Here is a 20,288-nt window from a genome sequence, read left to right on the forward strand (position 1 = left end):
CATGAGAAAATAGAAAAACTCCTGTTCAGCGTGAATGAGTAAAACTGCTATGAAAAAAGGCCGATTAATTGTGATGACAGGCCCTAGTGGGGTCGGAAAAGGAACCTTAGTTCGTTCCCTACTCAACTGTCATCCTGACCTGCATTTATCCGTTTCAGTAACAACTCGTTCTCCCCGTCCCGGCGAAATCAATGGACGAGACTACTATTTTGTAAATCAACAACGTTTTCAGGAAATGGTAGAACAGGGAGAGTTATTAGAATGGGCTGAATTTGCAGGAAATTGTTATGGAACTCCTTTAATTCCGGTTAAAGAACAAATTGAAGCGGGAACATCGGTTTTATTAGAAATTGAATTAGAAGGCGCTCGCCAAATTCGGCGCACGTTTCCCTCCGCTTTACGCATTTTTATTATGCCCCCTTCTATTAATGAATTAGAACGTCGTTTACGAGAGCGAGGTCAGGATTCTGAAGATGCGATTCGACGGCGTTTAATGCGAGCAAAAGCAGAAATGGATGCGGCGAGTGAATTTGATTTTGAAGTAATTAATGATGATTTTGATTTTGCCTTACAGCGATTAGAATCTGTGTTATATACTCCTGTTTAAATCAGGAAATATGCCCCAGAAAGACCCTTTAAAACAAGACTCTTTAAATGCGATGGCAACGGATATCAAATCGGCTGAAGCTTATGCAAATTTAGGGCGTTTGTCTGATCAGCAAGAACAATGGGAAGCTGCGATCGCACATTATCGTCAGGCTATCGAATTAAATCCCCATTGTTCTTGGTTTTATCACCATTTAGCGGATGTTTTATTAAAACAAGAACAATGGCAAGACGCAATTATTAATTATCGTCGTGCCATTGAACTTAATCCTGATTTTTCTTGGTCATATCATAATTTAGGAAATGCCTTATTAAAATTACAATCCTGGGAAGAAGCGATTCCCGTTTACCGCAAGGCGATTCAGTTAAACCCTGAATTTCATTGGTCTTATGGAAATTTAGGAGATGCGTTTGTTAAACAGAAAAAGTGGGATTTAGCCATTACCAGTTATTGGAATAGTTTAGTAATTTTGTTCCGAACAAATCAAGAACAGGATTTTGGAATTATTGCCACTAAATTAGGGGAAACCCTGGAATATTGTTTACCTGAAACCATTAATCTGGCGATCGCTTATTATCAAAAAGTTATTCAGAATAGTCAAAAGTATCCTGAGTATCAAAATGTGATTCAATTTTTACACCAAAATCAAGAAGCCTGGATTAAAATTGCCGATTTTTTCATTCATAAACATTTTAATAATGCCGCTTTAATTGTGTATTCAATGGCGCGAGAAGTTTATCCTGATCATCTCTCTATTGGAGAAAAAATTAATACTATTTTTCTTAAAAAAAATCATTTAGAACAAACGATTAACTTACAACATCAAAATATTCAGCAAAACTTAAATAAATGGTCTAAATATGACGAAGGTATCACTTCTGATCCCAACATCAATAGTTTTTCAGATCCTTTAGCTGTAAATCAAGACTTCGGACAATTTATATTTAGTACCAATATTAATTTTGATTTAAACCAATTAGATCAACTCTTTGAAGCAGTCGGTTGGATGACTCGTTCCCATCAACAAATGAAAATCGCCCTGGAACATAGTTTTTTAGCCGTTACTCTGTGGTCGGAAAAAGACTCGCAAAAACAATTAATTGGCTTTACTCGCGCCGTTTCCGATCATGTTTATAATGCAACCCTTTGGGATGTGGTGATTCATCCTAATTTTCAAAGTCAAGGATTAGGAAAAGCCTTAATTCAATATACTTTAGAACAACTTCGACAGCAAAATATTGAAAATATTACTTTATTTGCAGGTTCCAAAGCCGTTGATTTCTATCAGCATTTAGGGTTTATTACCGATCCTAACGGGATTAAAGGAATGTTTTGGGTTTCGCCTTGATTAACTTCAATCGTAGGGTGCGTAAGCTCCGCGCACGCACCATCTAACCTGAGATTTAAAAATATTGGCTCCTGATAATTACTCAGGTTGCCGCAGAGAAATGGTGCGTGCGGCTTTGCCTTACGCACCCTACGCTCCTACGCTCCTAATTCTTAATTCTCCTTTTATTCTGCAATTAAAACTTGCAGGTTCTAAAGCCGTTAATTTCTATCATTATTTAGGGTTTATGACCGACCCTAACGGAATTAAAGGAATGTTTTAGGTTTCACCTTGATTAATTTCAATCGTAGGGTGCGTAAGCTCCGCGCACGCACCATCTAACCTGAAATTCCAAAATATTGGCTCCTAATAATTACTCAGGTTGCCGCAGAGAAATGGTGCGTGCGGCTTTGCCTTACGCACCCTACGTTCTAAAGTACATTAGGGTTTAATTGCAATAATTGTCCGATGGCGAGGGTCACTGGGAAGGGTGATTTTATAATCAAACCCCACCTCTTTTAAGGTTTCTTCCACATCAAAAGTATAGTATTCATCACTCCAGGGTTCGGTACTTTTCATCAGAATAAATAACGCTGGAGGTAAATTCTGAATCACTTCTGATTTAGGATTATTATCAACAATGGCTAAACAGCCGCCCGGTCGTAAAATTCTCAGGGCTTCTTGAAAGATATCTCGACTGGGTTTGTTCGGGAGTTCATGTAATAGAAATTGCAGGGTAACAACATCAAAACTGTTATCGGGAAAACTGGTATTTTCCGCGAGTTCCTGTCTCCATTCGGCGATTTCTCCCTGTTGATCTCGAATTTTTGCCACCGCCAACATATAGGGTGATAAATCTAACCCCACTGTTCTAATATTATCACCATATTTCTGCACTAAATAGCGATGTAATGGGAGAGTTGACATCCCCACAGAACAACCAATATCTAACACATTCTCCACCCGTTCAGGACAATATTTGCCTAAGATTTCATGGAAACTAGAACGTAACCGATGTTCTGCGGTTTCCCAGGTAATTTGTTCTTTTGGCCAGACTCGCAACCCCATTGCTTTTGTTGCGGGTTCGGCTTCATAAGCGGCTAACCAACAGAGATTTCCTTGATCATAAGCATGAAAGGGAACTTGATAATAATCGGGATATTTAATATTAGGGTTTGTGAAACTTTTTAACAGTTCTTTTGCGCCTGATGCGTCTAATTCTTGACAAGTTTTTCGCCACTGAACCCCATTTTTTTCGGCGGTTTTAATTAAAACTTGTCGCGCTTGAAGTTTCATTAAACTGTAAAGCGGTTTAGTTTTGATGAGAACATTAACAATTTGAGACAGAAAATCTTCTCCTGCCCAGTCTGGTTTGAGTTTAGCGTTAATCATGGTTTGAAAATGATTGAAAACAAGGTATTAATTTATCATAAAATAGAATGAATTCAGAAAAAATTACAGGCTATCCCATTTTTTTAGGGTGATTTGCTGGCCCAAAATATCTTCAACCTCTCGAATCATAATTCGCAACTGAGGAACAGAATATTCATCATTAGAGGGGATAGTAAGACGATGATTCTCATAAATCATAAACTGATGTTTACTTCCTGAAAAAGGGCCAGAAAAACCAAATTTCTGTAACTTTTGAATAAAGTCTCGTCGTTTACAGGGTTTCCATCGGCTCAAGTTGAGGCTCCTGATTCAAATCAATATTATTAATAATGGGTAATGGATGCCCCAATTTGATCCCCAATAAAATCCAATCTTCTAAAGTTGAACGCAATTCTTGTTCACATTGTTTTAAGGTTGAACCAAAAGCAATAACTCCTTGACAAATAGGGATTTTTCCAACAAAACTCAGATCTTCCAGTTTGTCATAAACGGCTTCAGCCATTGCCTGTTCAACATAATCACTGAGGATATACTGTACAGCCATTGCTCATAATAAAAAAATGGGAAGTTTGGAAACCGCGTCTATAAGCGAGCGCGGAGGAAAAACGACACTTCGGCAAGACTTCGGCGTGAGCTCAGTCGAACGCTCAGTGGGACACATCAGGAGAATTTATTCTCGGTGAATACTAGATTAGGAATCGACAAAAATTTTTGTATTTGCCGATTCCCGGTTTTTTTGGTATTTCTACCCCACTGATTTCTCAGGTAATGTTAGCTTCGCCAATGTTATCGGTCGGTACTATCTTGAAAGCACTGTCTTACCCCTCGTAAAACTGTTTAACTTTCGAGTTTTAGAGCTTGGGACTAGCTACGCATCCCAAGGTAAGAACTTTAACGCTTCCCGATAACGTAGCCAGTTAAGGCTTAGGCTGGTCAGCTATCCAAATCAGAGGCATGAAGCCCCGTATCTTCAGAGCGGGGTGCTGACCCTAAACTCATTCCATTTTTGCCATTATAGAATATCTGAGTCAATGTATTTATGAAGTTTTATTCCATGTATCCTGTCTTTTTCAACCATTGGCGAAGTTGAGGAAAAAATTGATTTCTGTCAGGGTTTTGATACATTTCCTCAACGGTTTTCCAGGCTGTGTTGGCTTGACCGAGTAAATACTGTTGCGCTAAATAAGCAGCTAAAACTGCTTTTAAATCTTGTTTGAGGCGACGACGTTTATTAATTTCTTGCAATAAAATAGTGTTATGTTCTTCGAGGAATTCAGAATACTGTTGAGTCACATCTTTAAATTCTCCAAACTGATACTGAAAAATCTGTAACGGTAATTGTTCAGGAGTATAAACTTGAAATTGTTGGCTAAATCGTTGATCATAATGAATCAAAATCGGGGTTTCTGCGTTCTCTGTATTCAGTCGATAGGACGTTAAACCCCATTTTTGTTGTAAATCTCGATATTCTTTTTTAATGGGGCTATATCGGTAAATCACCGAATAGTAATTTTTACGATTGTTATCCTCATCAATTAATAAATCTACTAAGATTTCCGGTTCTTTATCGTTATCTAAATCTAACACTTTAAAATCAAGGACTCTCCCGGTTTTAACCGTTTTAACCCCCGGTGCTGCTAAAGTAGCCATTGAAACCACATCTTCAGATACTAAATCTCCTTTTCGGCTAATTTTAATTTGCATTAACTGAATTGTATTATCAGAATCTGCTAATAATTCCGCTTTAACATCCCCTAATTTTGCTGTTTTTTGCACCTTTAAATCTTTGATTTCGGGATAGGATTCAGGTCGGGATTCTATGGGAGGTGTTGTTTGGGGTTGCATTGTAACCGCAGGCGTTGATGGTTTGGGTTTGGGTTCGGAAGGGGTTTCTGAGGGTTCAGAAATGGCAACTCTAGCAATATATTGAGTGGGAACTAACGCTTGTTTTTTATCCTCTAAAATCGCCTGACAAATGAAGGTCGAAACTTCGGCACGGGTCGCAGGTTTATTAGGGTTTAATCGTCGAATATTGGGATAATTAACTACTAACCAATTATCGGTTGCTGTGGCGATCGCTTTTTTTGCATATTCAGGAATATCAGAACCATCCTCAAAGATTTTGGTTAATTGTTGAGGGGAAACTTGAGTCGGTTTATAATCTAAACCATTAACTAAAGCCACCAATGCTTGCACTCTAGGAATATTTAATAAAGGATTAAAAACACTTCCTAAATATCCTGACATAAACCCTCTTTGATTAACATCTCGAATCGCATTATGAGCCCAAAAATCCGTAGGTACATCTACAAAATTAATCGCTTTTTCAGTTTTAGGAAGCTTAGGAAAAGCTTGACTCAGCATCGCCGCAAATTCAGCCCGATTTACAGGATTATCGGGGCGAAATGTATCATCTTCATAATAACCTTTAACAATATTTTTTTGAGCTAAATTCTCAATACAGTTTTGCGCCCAATGACCTTTAATATCATCAAAAGTTGTAGACTTTTGGGCTGAAACAGGATAAATTAAAGGTAAAGATTTCTGAGTTAAGATAATTCCTAAAACAACAACAATAAATAATTTAAACTGAGGAAGGAAGGATTTTCTTTTCATATTACTCCTAATTTAAACAAATTGATTAACAGCACCCACACTAGGCAAGGTTGTATCTAAACCAGGGACTCCTACCAGTATAAGGTTAGCAACACTGGCAACGGATGCTCCAAAATTCAAGTCTGTATCGGCATTATCCGTAACCGGACTTAAATAGGTTTGAACTAAATTTCCGGTTCTTAATTCATAGCGGAATGTTCCTCCTAAATTCGCTAATCCATAGCCGGGAGAACCGACTAAAACATCATTTCCTATCAAGGCTATGGCTTGACCAAATTGATTATAATCCTCCATTTTAGGTGCATTATAGGTTTGCAAAACTGCCCCAGTAATGCCATCCAATAAAAACGCTGTTCCTGTGTCTATTCCTCCTGAATCATCTCCGGGTGCACCGATTAAAATATCTCGACCAATTCCCGACCAGGCGACGGAATAACCAAAATTATCTAACCCAGGGATCGGATTTTTAAATGTTTGTAAAAGTTGCCCAGTAACGCTATCAAAAATATAGGCTTCACCGGGTTGTTGTCCTCCTCCTGGGGTTAAACTAGCAGGAGCACCAATTAATATTCTATCTCCGCCAACCGCAGCGACAGAAGCCCCAAAAAAGTCATTAGCTTGAGGGTTGGGATTCAAAAAGGTTTGTAACAATTGACCCGTATTTCCATCAAATAAATAGGCGGTTCCTCCTGCGGGTGCTAAGGTGGAATCATTGGGAGCACCGACAATAATATTATTACCTAAAGTGGCAACGGAATAGCCAAATAAATCAAAGACATCTGGGGTAGGATTATTTACGAGTAAATAGGGCGTTCCTGTGGCGGTACTAAACACATAAACCGCCCCGGAATTAGGTGCTAAACTACTATCTTGAGGCGCACCAATAATAACATTATCTCCTACAATTGTCGCAATAGATTGACCAAAGGCTGAATTTCCAGCACTGGGGGAAGGGTTACGAAAGGTTAATGTGGGTTGTTGAGTGGTGAGATTGAATAAATAAGCAATTCCTTGGTTATTAGTTTGACCGGGTGCACCGACCCCTACAAAATTATTAGCAACGGGTGATAATGCTGAACCAAATTGAGCAGAAGCTTCAGGAATGGGATTGATTAAAGTTCCGACGGCTGAAGGAGGAATTTCATCATCAATAATATCTAAAGTTGCTTGATTAGGTGTTCCCAGTTGGGCAAAGTTTGTGGGGTTTTCTAAGGTTAAAAAAACATTAGCAGCATAATTAGGAACATTATCATTAACAATCGGAATATTAATGATTTTAGGGGTATTATCCCCATTGCCAAAATTAACAACAATGGGGTTTGTATTAATTTGATTCCCTCCAGGCGTTAAGGGCGTAGGAACCGGAACCACAGTAACGCTAATTTCCCCATCATTTCCACTATTCCTAACCACCGTAATTGGATTAATTGGAGTCCCATTTTCATTAACAGCAAATTGATCTGAACTAAATTCTACAACCCCAGGAATAATAAAGTTAGAACGATTAATTTGATCGGGTTTAATTCCTTGTAATACCGCAACAATACCCCCAGATTGTGCTTCTAAAATGGTGCTATTTTCGGTTCTAGGATCGGGTTTGCTAGTTAAATTTTCAAACCCTAAATCACCCGTTAAAAAAATAATATCTTCTCCGGGTTTATAATCTACAATTGTCTCCGATGATTCGGGGTTACTCCCTAATTGACGACTATCTAAAACAAAAATATCTTTGCCATCTCCGCCAATTAAAGTATCAATTCCTTCATCCCCAGACAGGCGATCATCTCCGTCATCTCCGCTCAGTTGATCATTCCCTTGACCCCCAAATAAAGTATCATTTTCACTCCCCCCGGATACCTGATCATCTCCAACATTTCCCTCCACTAAATCATTCCCTACATCCCCTCGAACCTGATCATTTCCATTCCCTCCAGAAACCGTATCATCCCCATCTTCTGCACCGATAAAATCATCGCCATCATTGCCTTCAACAAGATCATTTTCTAACCCCGATCTTAATTCATCATTGCCTTGACCTCCGAATATTAAATCCTTGCCTTGATTCTCTCGAATTTGATCATCTCCTGACCCGGCATAAATCGTATCATCTCCTTCAATTCCTGATAATTCAGAGGGATTATCAGGATTTACAAATCCAATAAATTGATCATTTCCTGCTTCTCCAAATAGCAGATCATTACCTGCATCTCCTGAAATTTGATCGTTTCCTTGACCCCCAAAAAGAGTATCATTTCCTCCTTCTCCAAATAGTTGATCATTCTCTAAATTCCCATAAATCAGTTCAGGATCAGATGAACCGCGAACCGTGTCATCTCCTCCTAATAAAAAAGCACCTAATGGAAATACCGCCAATTCTCCGGGAAAGAATTTCACGTTTTCGGCGGTATTGTCTCCGACTAAGCGAAGTTGACCTGTGGTGGGATCGGTTTCTGGTTTTAGCACCATGATATCATTGGGTAAACTAAATTAAAACGCTAACATTGCTAATCATATCATCGGTTTTGCAGACTGCCAAAATTTAGAAATCGTTACAAACCGATAGTTTTGTTCTAACAGTTTAGGAATAATTTCTTGTACTGTTTTTGCAACATCTTTTCCTCCAAAATACCCATCATGGAGGACAATAATTGACCCATTTTGGGTTTGTTTAATCACACGTTGGGTAACAACATTAACCCCAGGATGTAACCAATCTTCCGGTACAACACTCCACATCACCGGACGATATCCCCAAGCGGTTAATAACTCTAAAGTTTGAGGTAAAAAAAAGCCATTGGGAGGACGCACATCTAATATTAATTCTGGTTCAAGATGGCAGGCTTTAAAAATAGCAGTTTGGGTTTTTTCTAAACTTTGTTTTAATTCTATTTCACTTAAAAAAGGAAAAGATTGATGTTGATAACCATGTAATCCAATCCAATGACCGCGTTGATAAACGGCTTGGGCAATTTCAGGATATTGTTCTACCCATTGTCCTAACCAAAAGAAACTGGCTGTAATTTGAAACTGATCTAAAACCTTTAATAACTCTAAAGTATACTCTGGGTGCGGCCCATCATCAAAGGTTAAAGCAATTTCAGGTTGAGATAAGTTTCCTCTCCATAAACAACGGGGAAAACTGGGGGTTAAAATCGAATGTAAATAGGGAAAAAAAGGGGCTAATTGCAGTTTAAAACGAAATGGAGTATTCATTAAAATTTCAGTTCACAAAACTTTGCATAAAACGGTTATAATCTAACTCAAAAAACTGTACCATATTAATCATCAATTTATCGGTGAAATCCCACTATGAAAAAATATGTTTGTACCGTTTGTGGCTATACCTACGATCCTGAGTACGGTGATCCCGATGGGGGGATTGATCCAGGTACACCGTTTGAAGAAATCTCCGAAGATTGGATTTGTCCGCTTTGCCAAGCTGAAAAAAAAGATTTTGAAGTATTAGAAGAATAGAGGGTTAATTTGTCTAGTATACATCCGTTAAAAGTGATTGTAATTGGGGGTGGGGCGGCGGGTTTTTTTGGGGCAATTACTTGTGCAAGTCATCACCCCCATACTCAAGTAATTTTACTCGAAGCCGGACAGCAACCCCTGGCTAAAGTGAGAATTTCTGGCGGGGGACGGTGTAATGTCACCCATGCTTGTTTTGAACCGACTCAATTTGTGCAGAATTACCCCAGGGGAAGTAAAGCGTTACGCGGCGCTTTTAGTCGATTTCAAGCTAAAAATACCGTTGAATGGTTTACTCGTCAGGGGGTGCAATTAAAAACAGAATCCGATGGGAGAATGTTCCCGACAACCGATGATTCTGCGACGATTGTTAATTGTTTAATTCGGGTTGCAGAACAAGCCGGAGTTAGAATTAAAACTCAAGTTCCAGTTGCTTCTATTTCCTATAACAATTCTAACCCTTATCCCTTTAAAATTCAACTGAAAACAGGGGAATTTTTAGAAAGCGATCGCGTTTTATTGGCGACGGGAAATCACCCCTCTGGTTATCGATTTGTCCAAGCTTTAGGACATACGATTATTCCCCCGGTTCCCTCTTTATTTACCTTTAATTTGAAAGATCAACGGCTGCAAGATTTAGCGGGAGTTTCTGTTAGTTCAGTTCAGGTTAAACTTCCTGAAGCTAAACTGGAACAAACGGGGCCTTTATTAATTACCCATTGGGGATTAAGTGGGCCAGCAATTCTAAAATTATCCGCTTGGGGGGCCAGAGTTTTATATGATTGTGGTTATAAATCTCCTCTACAAATTAATTGGCTTCCTCAAGAACATCCTGAACAATTAAAAGAAAAATTATTAACCCTTAAATCCGAATTTCCTAAACGGTTAATTTCAGCAAATTGTCCTGTTGATTTACCGCGTCGGTTGTGGAAACAATTAGTTAATTATATTGGTATTGATGAAGAAAAACGCTGGTCAGAAATTTCTAATAAATCTCTCAATCAACTGATTCAAGAGTTAACTCAAGGCAGTTATAATATTACTGGAAAAGGTGTTTTTAAAGAAGAATTTGTCACCTGTGGGGGTGTAAACTTAAAAGAAGTTGATTTTAAAACAATGGAAAGTCGTTGTTGTCCAGGGTTATATTTAGCCGGAGAACTCTTAGATATTGATGGGATCACCGGAGGATTTAACTTTCAAAGTGCTTGGACAACCGGATGGTTAGCCGGACAATCTATAGGTAAATAGGTTGTAATATTTTATCGTAGGGGTGGCGTCCCTCCCAACCCAGGCGCAAAGAGGGTTTGGAAACCAAACCCCTACAGAACTTTTTCATAAATCCTACACGGATTGCTATATCTGTCCATTAAAAATTTAGGTATTAGGACTAGGTTAAGCTCATCCTAGATTAAATTTGAGGCTTTCCATCCTGCTTTTCTGGAAGATTTGGAGAGGAATTGAAGGTTTTTAACTGATAACCTTGTTTTTCCATTGTCTCTACAAAATGAGTGGGATCAAGATCCTCTTTAACAGGTAATACTTCAGGAGGATTGTGTTTTAAATCTTGTCGTTTTTGTTTGAGTTTAGATTGTTTTCCCATCGGTTGATCTCCTTAAAATTTTTATTGATTTGACTTTAGATTAGCCTGTTTTTGACGTTTTATTCTGCGGTCAAGAACTTTCAAAATCAACAGGGCAATAATAATACTAAACGCTAGACTGATCCAAAAATTATAAACAATTTCAGGACTTTGATCCAGTGCCCAACCCCCTAAAGGTGGCCCGATTAAATAGCCAATTGCCCAACATTGAGCATTAATTGCTAAGTAAATTCCGCGTAAAGAATCGGGGGCTAAATCAGCCACTAAAGACGAAGAAGCGGGAGTATAACAGATAACCGCCAGGGCTAAAATTCCTAATCCTAAACTGGCTAAAATTAACGCCTGGTTTTCTACCATTCCTGTCCAAGCAATGATAATAAATCCGACTCCCCATAATAACGCAGAAAAGCTTAAGGCTTGAGCATGGCTAAACCGATTTAACCATCGAGAAATCGGGAGTAGAAAGATAACAGAAATGGCAGTATAGCCAATAAATAACCAACTAATTATGCCCGCAGAAAATCCTCCATTAACAAAATTATTAAAATACAGGGGAAGGGTACTATTAATTTGGGAGACATAAACGGTAAACATAATATTAACAATAACATAAATTAATAGGGTGCGATCGCGCAATGCAATCCACCAGTTTGTCCCCCATCCTCTTTGATCAGGTTGAGATTGTTTAAAAGCGGTATTTGTTTCTTGAATTGCAACAAAAATTACACCAAAAAATACAATAAATGAAATACCATCAATCATAAATAAAGCCCGATAATTCCCAGATGTACTAATAATTAATCCTCCTAAAATTATTCCCAATTGTAAGCCAATATTATCCCCTAATCGCGTCAACGCATAGGCTTCATTGCGCTGTTTTCCTGTGGTTAAATCGGCAACAACCGCCTCCGTTGCAGGCCAATATAACCCAATCCCTAAACCCAATAATAAATTCCCTAAAACCACCCTTGTAAAGTCATTAGCTGTGGCTAAAATAAAAGAAGCGATCGCTGAAATAACGGCTGAAATTAACAGAGTAAAACGGCGACCCCAACGGGGAGAATCACACAACGAGCCCGCTAAAACCCGACCCAAAATTCCTGAAATTTGAGCTAATCCTAAACTCAATCCCACTGAGGTAGAAGATAATCCCACTTGATTGACAAAGAAAATCGGAGCATAAAATAGTGTAAATCCTGTCCCTATTTGTGATAGTAATCGACCGAAGGCTAAAATAAAAATTTGGGGATTAAGTTGGGGAAGCCAAGCTAAAAAACGATTCCGTCGGAATCCCATTCTTTTAATTTCCTAATATAATACTTAGATAATCATAGCGGATTAGGGTGCTCTTGGATTCTATTGAGAGGAATAGAAAACTCATCTCTAGTTTGACAAAATTAATGATGACTCTGGGAGAGTGGAATTGTAATGATAAATTCTGTTCCTACTCCCACTTCCGATAAACATTGTAATTGACCCCGATGTTTTTCCGTAATAATTTGATAACTAATCGATAATCCTAATCCCGTCCCTTTTCCTAACGGTTTAGTCGTAAAAAAGGGATCAAAAAGCCGTTTTTGAGTGGCTTCAGGAATTCCGGGGCCATTATCCTGAATTCTAATCATAATACTATCCTGATTCACGATTTTAAGCCGATTTAATCGGGAACATAATATCGAAGTTTTTAAAGGTTGAGCTTGAATAAATTCGGTTTTAATTTTAATCCATGAGGGGTGTTCCTGAAGCTCTAATTCTGAACGCTGACTATTATATTCTTCCGTTGCATCAATTGCATTTGCTAAAATATTCATAAAAACTTGATTCAATAACCCCGCATAACATTCTACTTTCGGGAGTGTTCCATAGTCTTTAATAATTTCAATAGTCGCTTTTTCTGCACAATTTTTGAGGCGACTCTGTAGAATTAATAATGTGTTTTCGATTCCTTCATGAATATCAATATCTTTCATCGGGGATTCATCTAAACGCGAAAAATTTCTTAAGGATTTAACAATACACTGAATCCGATCTGCACCCATTTTAATCGAATCAATCAATTTGGGGAAGTCTTGTAATAAATAGTCTAACTCTATGGCTTCAATTTTTTCTATCACTTCGGCGTTAGGTTGATAATTTTTTTGATAAATTTCAATGAGTTCTATTAAATGCTCGGCATATTCTTTCGCAAAAATAATATTTCCATAAATAAAACTCACGGGATTATTAATTTCATGAGCAATTCCGGCTACTAACTGACCCAAAGATGACATTTTTTCACTTTGAATCAGATGCGCTTGGGTTTTTTGAAGTTCTTCTAAAGTTTGTTCAAGTTGTTGGGTTTTTTGTTTTAATTCAGTTTCAGAAGTTTTCAGGGCTTTTTCTGCTAGTTTTCGTTCACTAATATCCATCAATGTTCCTAACAGTCGAATTGTTTTTCCTTCGGAATTAACTGTGGGTTGACCTTTTCCATAAACATATCGAATCAAACCATCTGCTCTAATCATCCGATAATCTAATTCAAAACTATATCCGGTTTCAATGGCTTGATGAATGACCTGTTGATAGATTTGTTGATCATCGGGGTGAATTAGATGAAAATAGTGATCATAAGTTAACTGATTTTTTTCTTGTCCTAAAATCATGAATAACTCATCAGAACAAGTAAAATTTTGAGTGTTTAAATCCCATTCCCAACTGCCAATATGAGCGACTTTTTGAGCTTCAGTAAGGTTTGCTTCTCGTTGTTGAAGTGCGGCAAAAGAAAGCTGTAATTGCTTTGCCATATTGTTAAAAATTTCAGCCAAATCAAATAATTCTTTAGTTCTTCCTACCACCGTTTTATTCCAATCTCCTTGAGAAATAGCCGCAGCAGCTTGACTCATCGATTGAATCGATTGGGTCATCCAACGAGAGGTGATAAATCCTAATAAAATAGCAACTAATAAAGCCACAATACAAAGTAAAATAGTAATTCGAGTATTTTCATAAATTTTATCCATAAAATCCGATTCGGGAATCACGACAACAATTAACCATTGCAGTCCAGACGAATTATTAAACTGAACAACTTGAACAAATTGTTGTTCTCCATTAACTTTAAAACTGAGATTCTCCCCGTCTTTGATTTGCTTAAAATTATCAAATTTATGCTTTAAAAATTGCAGGGTTGGCGGAATTAAATTTTGTTGATCAATCAAGGAGGTTTCTGTTGTCGGTAGAGAATTTTGTTCGGGAAGAGAACTAGCGATTAATATTCCACTTTGATCCAGAATAAAAGTTTGTCCTGATTGACCAATTTTTAACTCCTGTAAAAACTGACTAATATGATCCAAAGAAAGTTTAACGGCGGTGATTCCCAGCAAATTTTGCTGATCATCATAAAGGGCAATTCCTTGGATAATTGATAATTCATTTTCAAACTCTAAATTTTCAGAAGTTTCACTCCAAACAGGCTTACCTTTTCCCTGAATAATATTTTTGTACCATAATTCTTGACGAGGATCAAAGTTATCAATTATTTTGTAGCTCCGAGCTTTACGACCTTCTGAATCCAGATTATGGTAAAATAAAGAAAAATTGGTATCCCAAGTTGAACTTAAAAGAACTACCTCGTCATCGGATAATTTATTAGCTTCTATAAATGTTTTTTCTGGAGAAACAAATAAAATTGACTTCACAGAAGGAAAAACCCGGATATAATTTAATAAATGTTCTTCAAGAGGTTCGGAATCATTAATATCAAAGTGATAGTGAGCTACAGCTTCAGCATTAATTTGATTGATAAAATTAGGAACCTTCAGATAATCAGACAGATGTTGCCTAATTTTATCACTAATTTCCGAGCGCAGTTGTGTTGCTACTTCATTAACAGCTTCTTGTCCATGACGGAGGGATAACCATCCCGTTAAACCCACAGCAATAAAGGTTTGGAGGACAAAAGGAACCACAATAATAGATCGGAGTGGAAGGGTTCTAGCAATTTTATAGACCCATCTTTTCAGTAATCTTTTAGACATCTGAAAACAATATAATAAGGGAGAAAAATGATATAATGCACCCTTACACTTTGACTTAGTTTTAACTTTATATGATTGGCTATCTGAAAGGTATCATTGCTGATATTCAAAAAGGAAATGGAAATCGAGTCACCTTATTACTCGATGTCAATAACATGGGCTACGAACTGCAAATTTTACCTCGGATGAGAATGGAATTACCTGCGGTTGGGGAGTCAATCCAAATTTTTACCCACTTACAAGTCCGAGAAGATCAGATGGTTTTGTATGGCTTTTCTAGTATGGCTGAACGAGATTTATTTCGCCAATTGATTAGTGTCAGTGGAATTGGAACTCAATTAGCGATCGCCCTTTTAGATACCCTCGGACTTCAAGATCTGATTCAAGCCATCGTCGGCGGCAATACTCGCGTTTTGGCAAAAACCCCAGGGGTGGGAAGCAAAACCGCAGAGCGCATCGCCCTCGAACTCAAAACCAAACTCTCGGAATGGCGACACCAAGCCGGACTCCTTTCCTCTATTCCCTCCAATATTGCCCCCCACATTCAGGAAGAAGTCGAAATGACCCTACTCGCCCTGGGTTACACGGGGGCTGAAGTCATGCAAGCGTTACAAGCTATTAGTCAAGATTCTAGTTTAGCTAAACAAACGAATTCTGACGAATGGATCAGGAGTGCGATCGCTTGGTTAAGTCAAGGAACTTGAAAACTTTTGTGTCTTCGGGTTTTTGAGGGGAGAATTATTACCACGAAGACACAAAGAATAGTATTGCATTAACGGGCTTTAACTTATATATTGATACTAATTTGCTCCATCCTCCTGAATTTTAGATTTAACTCCCATTCACTGCCTATTATGTCACGCAAAAGAACCTTTTTTGAATCCCTAACCCATTGGTTTAGCGACGAAAGTTTTTTACACCTATTAGAAGAAATTCAAGTCGCGGTCGCTAAAACCTTATCAATTGCGATGGTAATTATTATCATAGTTTGCTGTGGTCAACTTATTTTATATTTAAGCCAAAAATTATTGACAGATTCTACTTTCATATTTAAAGTTTCTTTGTTTGAAATTTTTGGGTTATTTTTAAATATTTTAATTGCGTTTGAGATTTTAGAAAACATCTCAGGTTACTTAAAAAAGCACGTGATCCAAGTTGAGTTAGTGATTGTTACTTCCTTAATTGCGGTGGGACGAAAAATTATTATTTTTGATTTGGATAAAAAAACAGGAGGGGATTTAATTGGACTCGCTGTTGCCGTATTAGCTTTATCAATCAGCTATTTAATTGTGCGACTGAATAAAAACAAGTAAGGGTTTCAATTGTTCCTCAACTTTGTTTTAGGGTGCGGTGCTTTTAGAGTCATGTACCCTATATATTACTTTCTAAGGACAAATAGGAATTCAACTCAGCGACAATGTAGTAAATTATACAAAACCAGAGGGTTAACAAGATGTTACCCATAGCAAAACCCAGGACGAGAATCAGCTTAGGTACAAAAATTGTATGATGAAAGATTGTTAATCTAGGCTACACTAACAACTAACCAAAAACTATTGATTAGACCTTTCTAAATCTTGATTTTATGGAAACCGCATTTAACCAATTTTGGGATCTCGTTTCAGGGGCATTCGCCCTCAACCCAGAAGTTTTTGAGAAAATTAATAATCTCCCCGATGGCCTGATCGTGGCATTAATCATTGTTTTAATGGCAGGTTTATCGCAAGCAATTGGCCAATGTATTGTTTTATTCGTCAATAAAGTTAAACCCTTTCGCTTTATTCTCAGCTTAGGAATTTCTGCAATTGTTTTTACTTTAAGTTACGGCTTATGGGCATTTAGTATTTGGATTACCAGTTTGGTATTATTTCAAATTCCTGTAGGTTTTAACTTTATTTTTACAACATTGGGACTGAGTTATGCGCCCCAAATGTTAGGGTTTTTAATTGCCTTACCTTACCTGGGAACTCCAGTCGGAGTAATACTTTCCATTTGGAGTTTACTGGCTCAATTTATCGGACTAGAAACCATTGCCACCTATGAAGATTGGTCAGCATTTACCTGTGCTTTAATTGGGTGGGTTGTCTTACAAATTCTACAACGAACTATTGGTCGTCCGATTTTAGCCTTTAGTCGTTGGTTATCCAATTGGGCTGCGGGAACTTCATTAATTACCGACCCCAAACAATTAGAACAACTGGTCATGTATGGAAATGATCCTCAAATCATTACCGTTGGCAAAGAACTCTGGTTAGAAGCCGAAAAGAACGAAGAAAACCCTAAGCCCAAAACTTCCTATTTGCTAAAATTTATCGCCCTAGCAGTCTTAGGATTATTATTAGTTTTAATCTTAGCTCCGATTGATAAAAATCCGCTTTTAATTGGGTTAGGATTACTCGATAAAACTTTTGAATTAGCTTTTAAATTACTGAGATATAGTTTCATTGCGCTGTTGATTGCTATTATTTTGACCCCACTAGAATCCTTAAGTTGGTGGGCGGGATGGTATGGGGCTCAACCTTTAGAAAATCCGGGAACATTAGTACAAGATGCTTGCCCGAATACTCCGGTCAATCACTATGTTATGTACTTGGATGGCATCAATCAAGGCTCTTATGAATATTTACCCGAAGTTGAACGTTTTTTAGATAGTTTAGCAGAGGCTACTCCCGATAATATTGCAATTGTTAAAGGGATTATGCCCTATTCTGTTACTAATAAACCCCTAACTCAAAATCGGCCGTTGTCCTTTTTGTGGAGCATTGTGGACTCATTGGTGGTTAAAAATCCCGCCAATCCGATTGGGTTTGTGATTAATGCCCGAAATGTCGTTTCTGTGGCGGTTTCGGCTGATCCTCGTTACGGCCCGCTTCAAAATCAAGGCTTGGCGCAAGTTCTCTACAACAGTCTAATCAGCTACGGCTATCCCTTGGGAAGTCAAGTTCCGGTGACATTAATTGGCTATAGTGGCGGTGGTCAAATGTCGATGGGGGCGGTAACGTTTCTCAAACGCACCATCAAAGCGCCCATTAACGTGATTTCAATTGCAGGTGTGATCAGTGGAAATACGGGGGCGATGGTCACTGAACATTTGTATCATCTCGTAGGTGAAAAAGATGGCGTCGAAAAAGTCGGGGCGATTATGTTTCCTGGACGCTGGCCGATATCGTTATTATCGAATTGGAATTATGCCAAACGCCGGGGCAAAATTAGCTTTATTTCTTTAGGGCCAGTGGGACACAATACCATGAGCGGCCCGATGGGAGATCATAAACTTCCGAATGGTAAAACCTATCTCGACCAAACTGTTAATATTGTCACGGGAATTTTATTAGAAAATTGGGAAATTACCGGGTTAGCTCCTGAGATATTTAAAAAACCCAGTAACTATGAAATCTATAAACAAGCCGCTTTTAATCAAGTGGATTATTATCCCGTTCAACAAACCCTTGATCCTCAACTTTATCAACCCGTTGGAACCTGGATTGGGCGATTAATTTTACCCCAAAAATCAGAACGTCAACAGGTGAAAGGAGTCTTATTTGAAATCTATCATGCAGATAAGAATCATCAACATCGCATCGGACAAATTGTAAATTTAAGATGGGATTTACAAGTTCCAACTGTGAATACCAGAGTGCAATTAGTCACCCAGGATTTGAACTTTATTGATCAGGTAAGAGTGAGTGAATCCCAAGGAAATATTCACCCGGAACGCATTAAGGGATGGTCACAAGTTGACCCCCTAGAATCCATCGCCGCAGCCAGACCCCAGGATGATCTGATTGTCTTATTAAAAGAACCTGTGGTTTTTGAAGATACGGGGGCAGAACGTCCTAGTCTTTATATTCAGGATGATCCGGTTGAAATTACAGGTCGATTTTATGGGGTAGTTACGTTTATTCAAAATTTAGGCAATGATGTCTTTTTAGTTTGTCATTATAATACTCAATCCCAACAATTTGATGGCATAGAAGAAAAGGTGTATTTGCCCTCGATTATCCCTAACCGAGATGGGGTTTTATCTTCAGTCAATCAAGATTTAGAGCACTCTCCAGTTAATCCTTCAGGATGGTATATTTTTGGGCAAAAAAATATAGATGGTCAGTTTGTTGTTCAGGCGATCGCACCCTATCGTTTATTTTCTCTAACGCCAGATTTGGTGATTTCAGGAAAACAAACCACCTTAGATTATATTAATAAAGAATACTGGAAAAATCAAGTCACTCCCAAAGGAGAAATTAAGACGATTTTACTCAATCCAAATCAGGAGGATGCAGCTAATTCTATATCAGCAGAATCCCTTTGGAAAGAAGGCGATCGCGCTTTATTAATGCACGTTTATGGAGGCATTGGCGGGCCGAATGGTGATCATACACCCTTTGGAATTTACTTCGGACATTTTGCTTATGGACTGGCTACAGTTGTGCGCGATCGCATTACCCAAGACCTGCGATTAAACATCGAATATCGTCAAATTTATACTCATAATTGTGATGGAATTATCTCAGGAAGTTTAGACTGGACTCGCTACAGTGGTGATCGTCAATTTGGATGGTTAGGATGTCGTCCCTTTACCGATATTCTAATTAAATTTGATCCCCTAACCCAAGATTATGATTTTGATGGGTTTAAATTTTCTCCCTTGGATTTTGTGATTAATGAACTCGATGTAATGACGGCGCGATATCGCATTGGAGATGGAACCGGAACTACCTTTGTGAGTGCAATTAATTCCTGTTCTCAAGATTCCAGTCAAGCCTTGTATTTATCCCTCAGACGGATGTTAGCTCAATTTCAATTAAATCCTCTATTAATGAAATGGTTGCGAGAACATCCAGACCACGAACAAACCCAACGATTTATTCAACTCAATACCTTAGTAGCTAGTTTAGAAAATATCTTAACCCCCACCGGAAAAGTCAGAAAAGATTGGCGATATGGTTCCCCAACATTAGGCCGTTTTCCTGAAGAAACCCCCTTAAAAACCTTGTCTCGATTAGCGGAAAGTTGGCGATCTTTATTACCCCGATTAATTAACGATCAAATGGCGATGATCTTTCTACAATTAGGAGCTTATTTATGGATTCTTCGTACCAATCAAGTCGGCGGGAACGATCCCCTGATTCAACCGATGATTCCCACAGATTTTTGGTTTGGGGTTCCCAAAATAAAACCCTTTAAATATGATTAATTTCATTCCCTAGCACCAGAACGCACGTTAATCGGGGATACCACAACTCAAACCCCCGAACAAAT

The 20,288-nt window shown here is 38.2% G+C and carries 17 protein-coding genes; 8 read left to right on the forward strand and 9 right to left on the reverse strand.

The genetic code is table 11. From position 1 onward, the window contains the following. The first annotated feature begins 49 nt into the window (after nt 1-49). From gmk to PL8927_RS02025, 3 genes are all read left to right on the forward strand, one after another. Complete coding sequence (gmk, locus tag PL8927_RS02015; RefSeq protein WP_083617129.1) at nt 50-607, forward strand: guanylate kinase; 558 nt, start codon at nt 50-52, stop codon at nt 605-607. A 10-nt stretch (nt 608-617) separates the two neighbouring features. Next, nucleotides 618-1,955, forward strand: a complete 1,338-nt coding sequence (locus PL8927_RS28315; protein WP_083617042.1) for a GNAT family N-acetyltransferase — start codon at nt 618-620, stop codon at nt 1,953-1,955. Nucleotides 1,956-2,019: 64 nt separating this feature from the next. Beyond that, the gene (locus tag PL8927_RS02025) at nt 2,020-2,217 is read left to right on the forward strand and encodes a hypothetical protein (RefSeq protein WP_231505885.1); all 198 of its coding nucleotides are present in this window, start codon (nt 2,020-2,022) and stop codon (nt 2,215-2,217) included. 158 nt (nt 2,218-2,375) lie between these two features. On the opposite strand, the gene PL8927_RS02030 is transcribed toward PL8927_RS02025, so the two are convergent. The 6 genes from PL8927_RS02030 to PL8927_RS02055 form a co-directional block, all read right to left on the reverse strand. After that, nucleotides 2,376-3,326 carry a class I SAM-dependent methyltransferase gene (locus tag PL8927_RS02030; protein ID WP_083617045.1) on the reverse strand — a complete coding sequence of 317 codons (951 nt, stop codon included), beginning with the start codon at nt 3,324-3,326 and terminating at the stop codon, nt 2,376-2,378. Between the two features lie 63 nt (nt 3,327-3,389). Continuing rightward, a complete protein-coding gene (locus PL8927_RS02035) occupies nt 3,390-3,620 on the reverse strand; it encodes a type II toxin-antitoxin system HicA family toxin (RefSeq protein WP_156093069.1) in 231 nt (76 codons plus the stop codon). Beyond that, on the reverse strand, nt 3,598-3,870 hold the full coding sequence (locus tag PL8927_RS02040; protein ID WP_083617047.1) for a hypothetical protein: 273 nt from the start codon (nt 3,868-3,870) through the stop codon (nt 3,598-3,600). Before PL8927_RS02040 ends, PL8927_RS02035 begins: the two co-directional genes overlap by 23 nt. A 503-nt stretch (nt 3,871-4,373) precedes the next feature. After that, entirely contained in the window at nt 4,374-5,942 is a 1,569-nt protein-coding gene (locus tag PL8927_RS02045; protein ID WP_083617050.1) for an S-layer homology domain-containing protein, read from the reverse strand. Between the two features lie 12 nt (nt 5,943-5,954). Beyond that, the gene (locus PL8927_RS02050; RefSeq protein ID WP_083617054.1) at nt 5,955-8,408 is read right to left on the reverse strand and encodes a Calx-beta domain-containing protein; all 2,454 of its coding nucleotides are present in this window, start codon (nt 8,406-8,408) and stop codon (nt 5,955-5,957) included. 42 nt (nt 8,409-8,450) lie between these two features. Further along, nucleotides 8,451-9,155 (reverse strand): polysaccharide deacetylase family protein, encoded by a 705-nt coding sequence (locus PL8927_RS02055; RefSeq protein ID WP_231505886.1) that lies wholly within the window; start codon nt 9,153-9,155, stop codon nt 8,451-8,453. A 96-nt stretch (nt 9,156-9,251) separates the two neighbouring features. Between PL8927_RS02055 and rd the strand changes: the two genes are divergently transcribed. Then, nucleotides 9,252-9,416: a rubredoxin gene (rd, locus tag PL8927_RS02060; RefSeq protein ID WP_083617058.1), complete on the forward strand. Its 165-nt coding sequence runs from the start codon at nt 9,252-9,254 to the stop codon at nt 9,414-9,416. A gap of 9 nt (nt 9,417-9,425) precedes the next feature. Continuing rightward, nucleotides 9,426-10,661 (forward strand): BaiN/RdsA family NAD(P)/FAD-dependent oxidoreductase, encoded by a 1,236-nt coding sequence (locus tag PL8927_RS02065; protein WP_083617060.1) that lies wholly within the window; start codon nt 9,426-9,428, stop codon nt 10,659-10,661. Nucleotides 10,662-10,821: 160 nt separating this feature from the next. Here PL8927_RS02065 and PL8927_RS02070 read toward each other — a convergent pair whose 3' ends face one another. The 3 genes from PL8927_RS02070 to PL8927_RS02080 form a co-directional block, all read right to left on the reverse strand. After that, nucleotides 10,822-11,013 carry a hypothetical protein gene (locus tag PL8927_RS02070; RefSeq protein WP_083617063.1) on the reverse strand — a complete coding sequence of 64 codons (192 nt, stop codon included), beginning with the start codon at nt 11,011-11,013 and terminating at the stop codon, nt 10,822-10,824. A 21-nt stretch (nt 11,014-11,034) separates the two neighbouring features. Beyond that, complete coding sequence (locus tag PL8927_RS02075; RefSeq protein WP_083617066.1) at nt 11,035-12,309, reverse strand: MFS transporter; 1,275 nt, start codon at nt 12,307-12,309, stop codon at nt 11,035-11,037. 101 nt (nt 12,310-12,410) lie between these two features. After that, a complete protein-coding gene (locus PL8927_RS02080) occupies nt 12,411-15,029 on the reverse strand; it encodes an ATP-binding protein (protein ID WP_083617069.1) in 2,619 nt (872 codons plus the stop codon). A gap of 71 nt (nt 15,030-15,100) precedes the next feature. On the opposite strand from PL8927_RS02080, the gene ruvA reads away from it, so the two are divergent. The 3 genes from ruvA (at nt 15,101) to PL8927_RS02095 (ending at nt 20,223) form a co-directional block, all read left to right on the forward strand. Continuing rightward, on the forward strand, nt 15,101-15,733 hold the full coding sequence (ruvA, locus tag PL8927_RS02085; RefSeq protein WP_083617072.1) for a Holliday junction branch migration protein RuvA: 633 nt from the start codon (nt 15,101-15,103) through the stop codon (nt 15,731-15,733). 150 nt (nt 15,734-15,883) lie between these two features. Further along, complete coding sequence (locus tag PL8927_RS02090; protein WP_083617075.1) at nt 15,884-16,342, forward strand: phosphate-starvation-inducible PsiE family protein; 459 nt, start codon at nt 15,884-15,886, stop codon at nt 16,340-16,342. A 272-nt stretch (nt 16,343-16,614) separates the two neighbouring features. After that, entirely contained in the window at nt 16,615-20,223 is a 3,609-nt protein-coding gene (locus tag PL8927_RS02095) for a Yip1 family protein (protein ID WP_083617078.1), read from the forward strand. Nucleotides 20,224-20,288 lie beyond the last annotated feature (65 nt).

This window comes from Planktothrix serta PCC 8927, from assembly GCF_900010725.2.
Taxonomy (GTDB): Bacteria; Cyanobacteriota; Cyanobacteriia; order Cyanobacteriales; family Microcoleaceae; genus Planktothrix; species Planktothrix serta.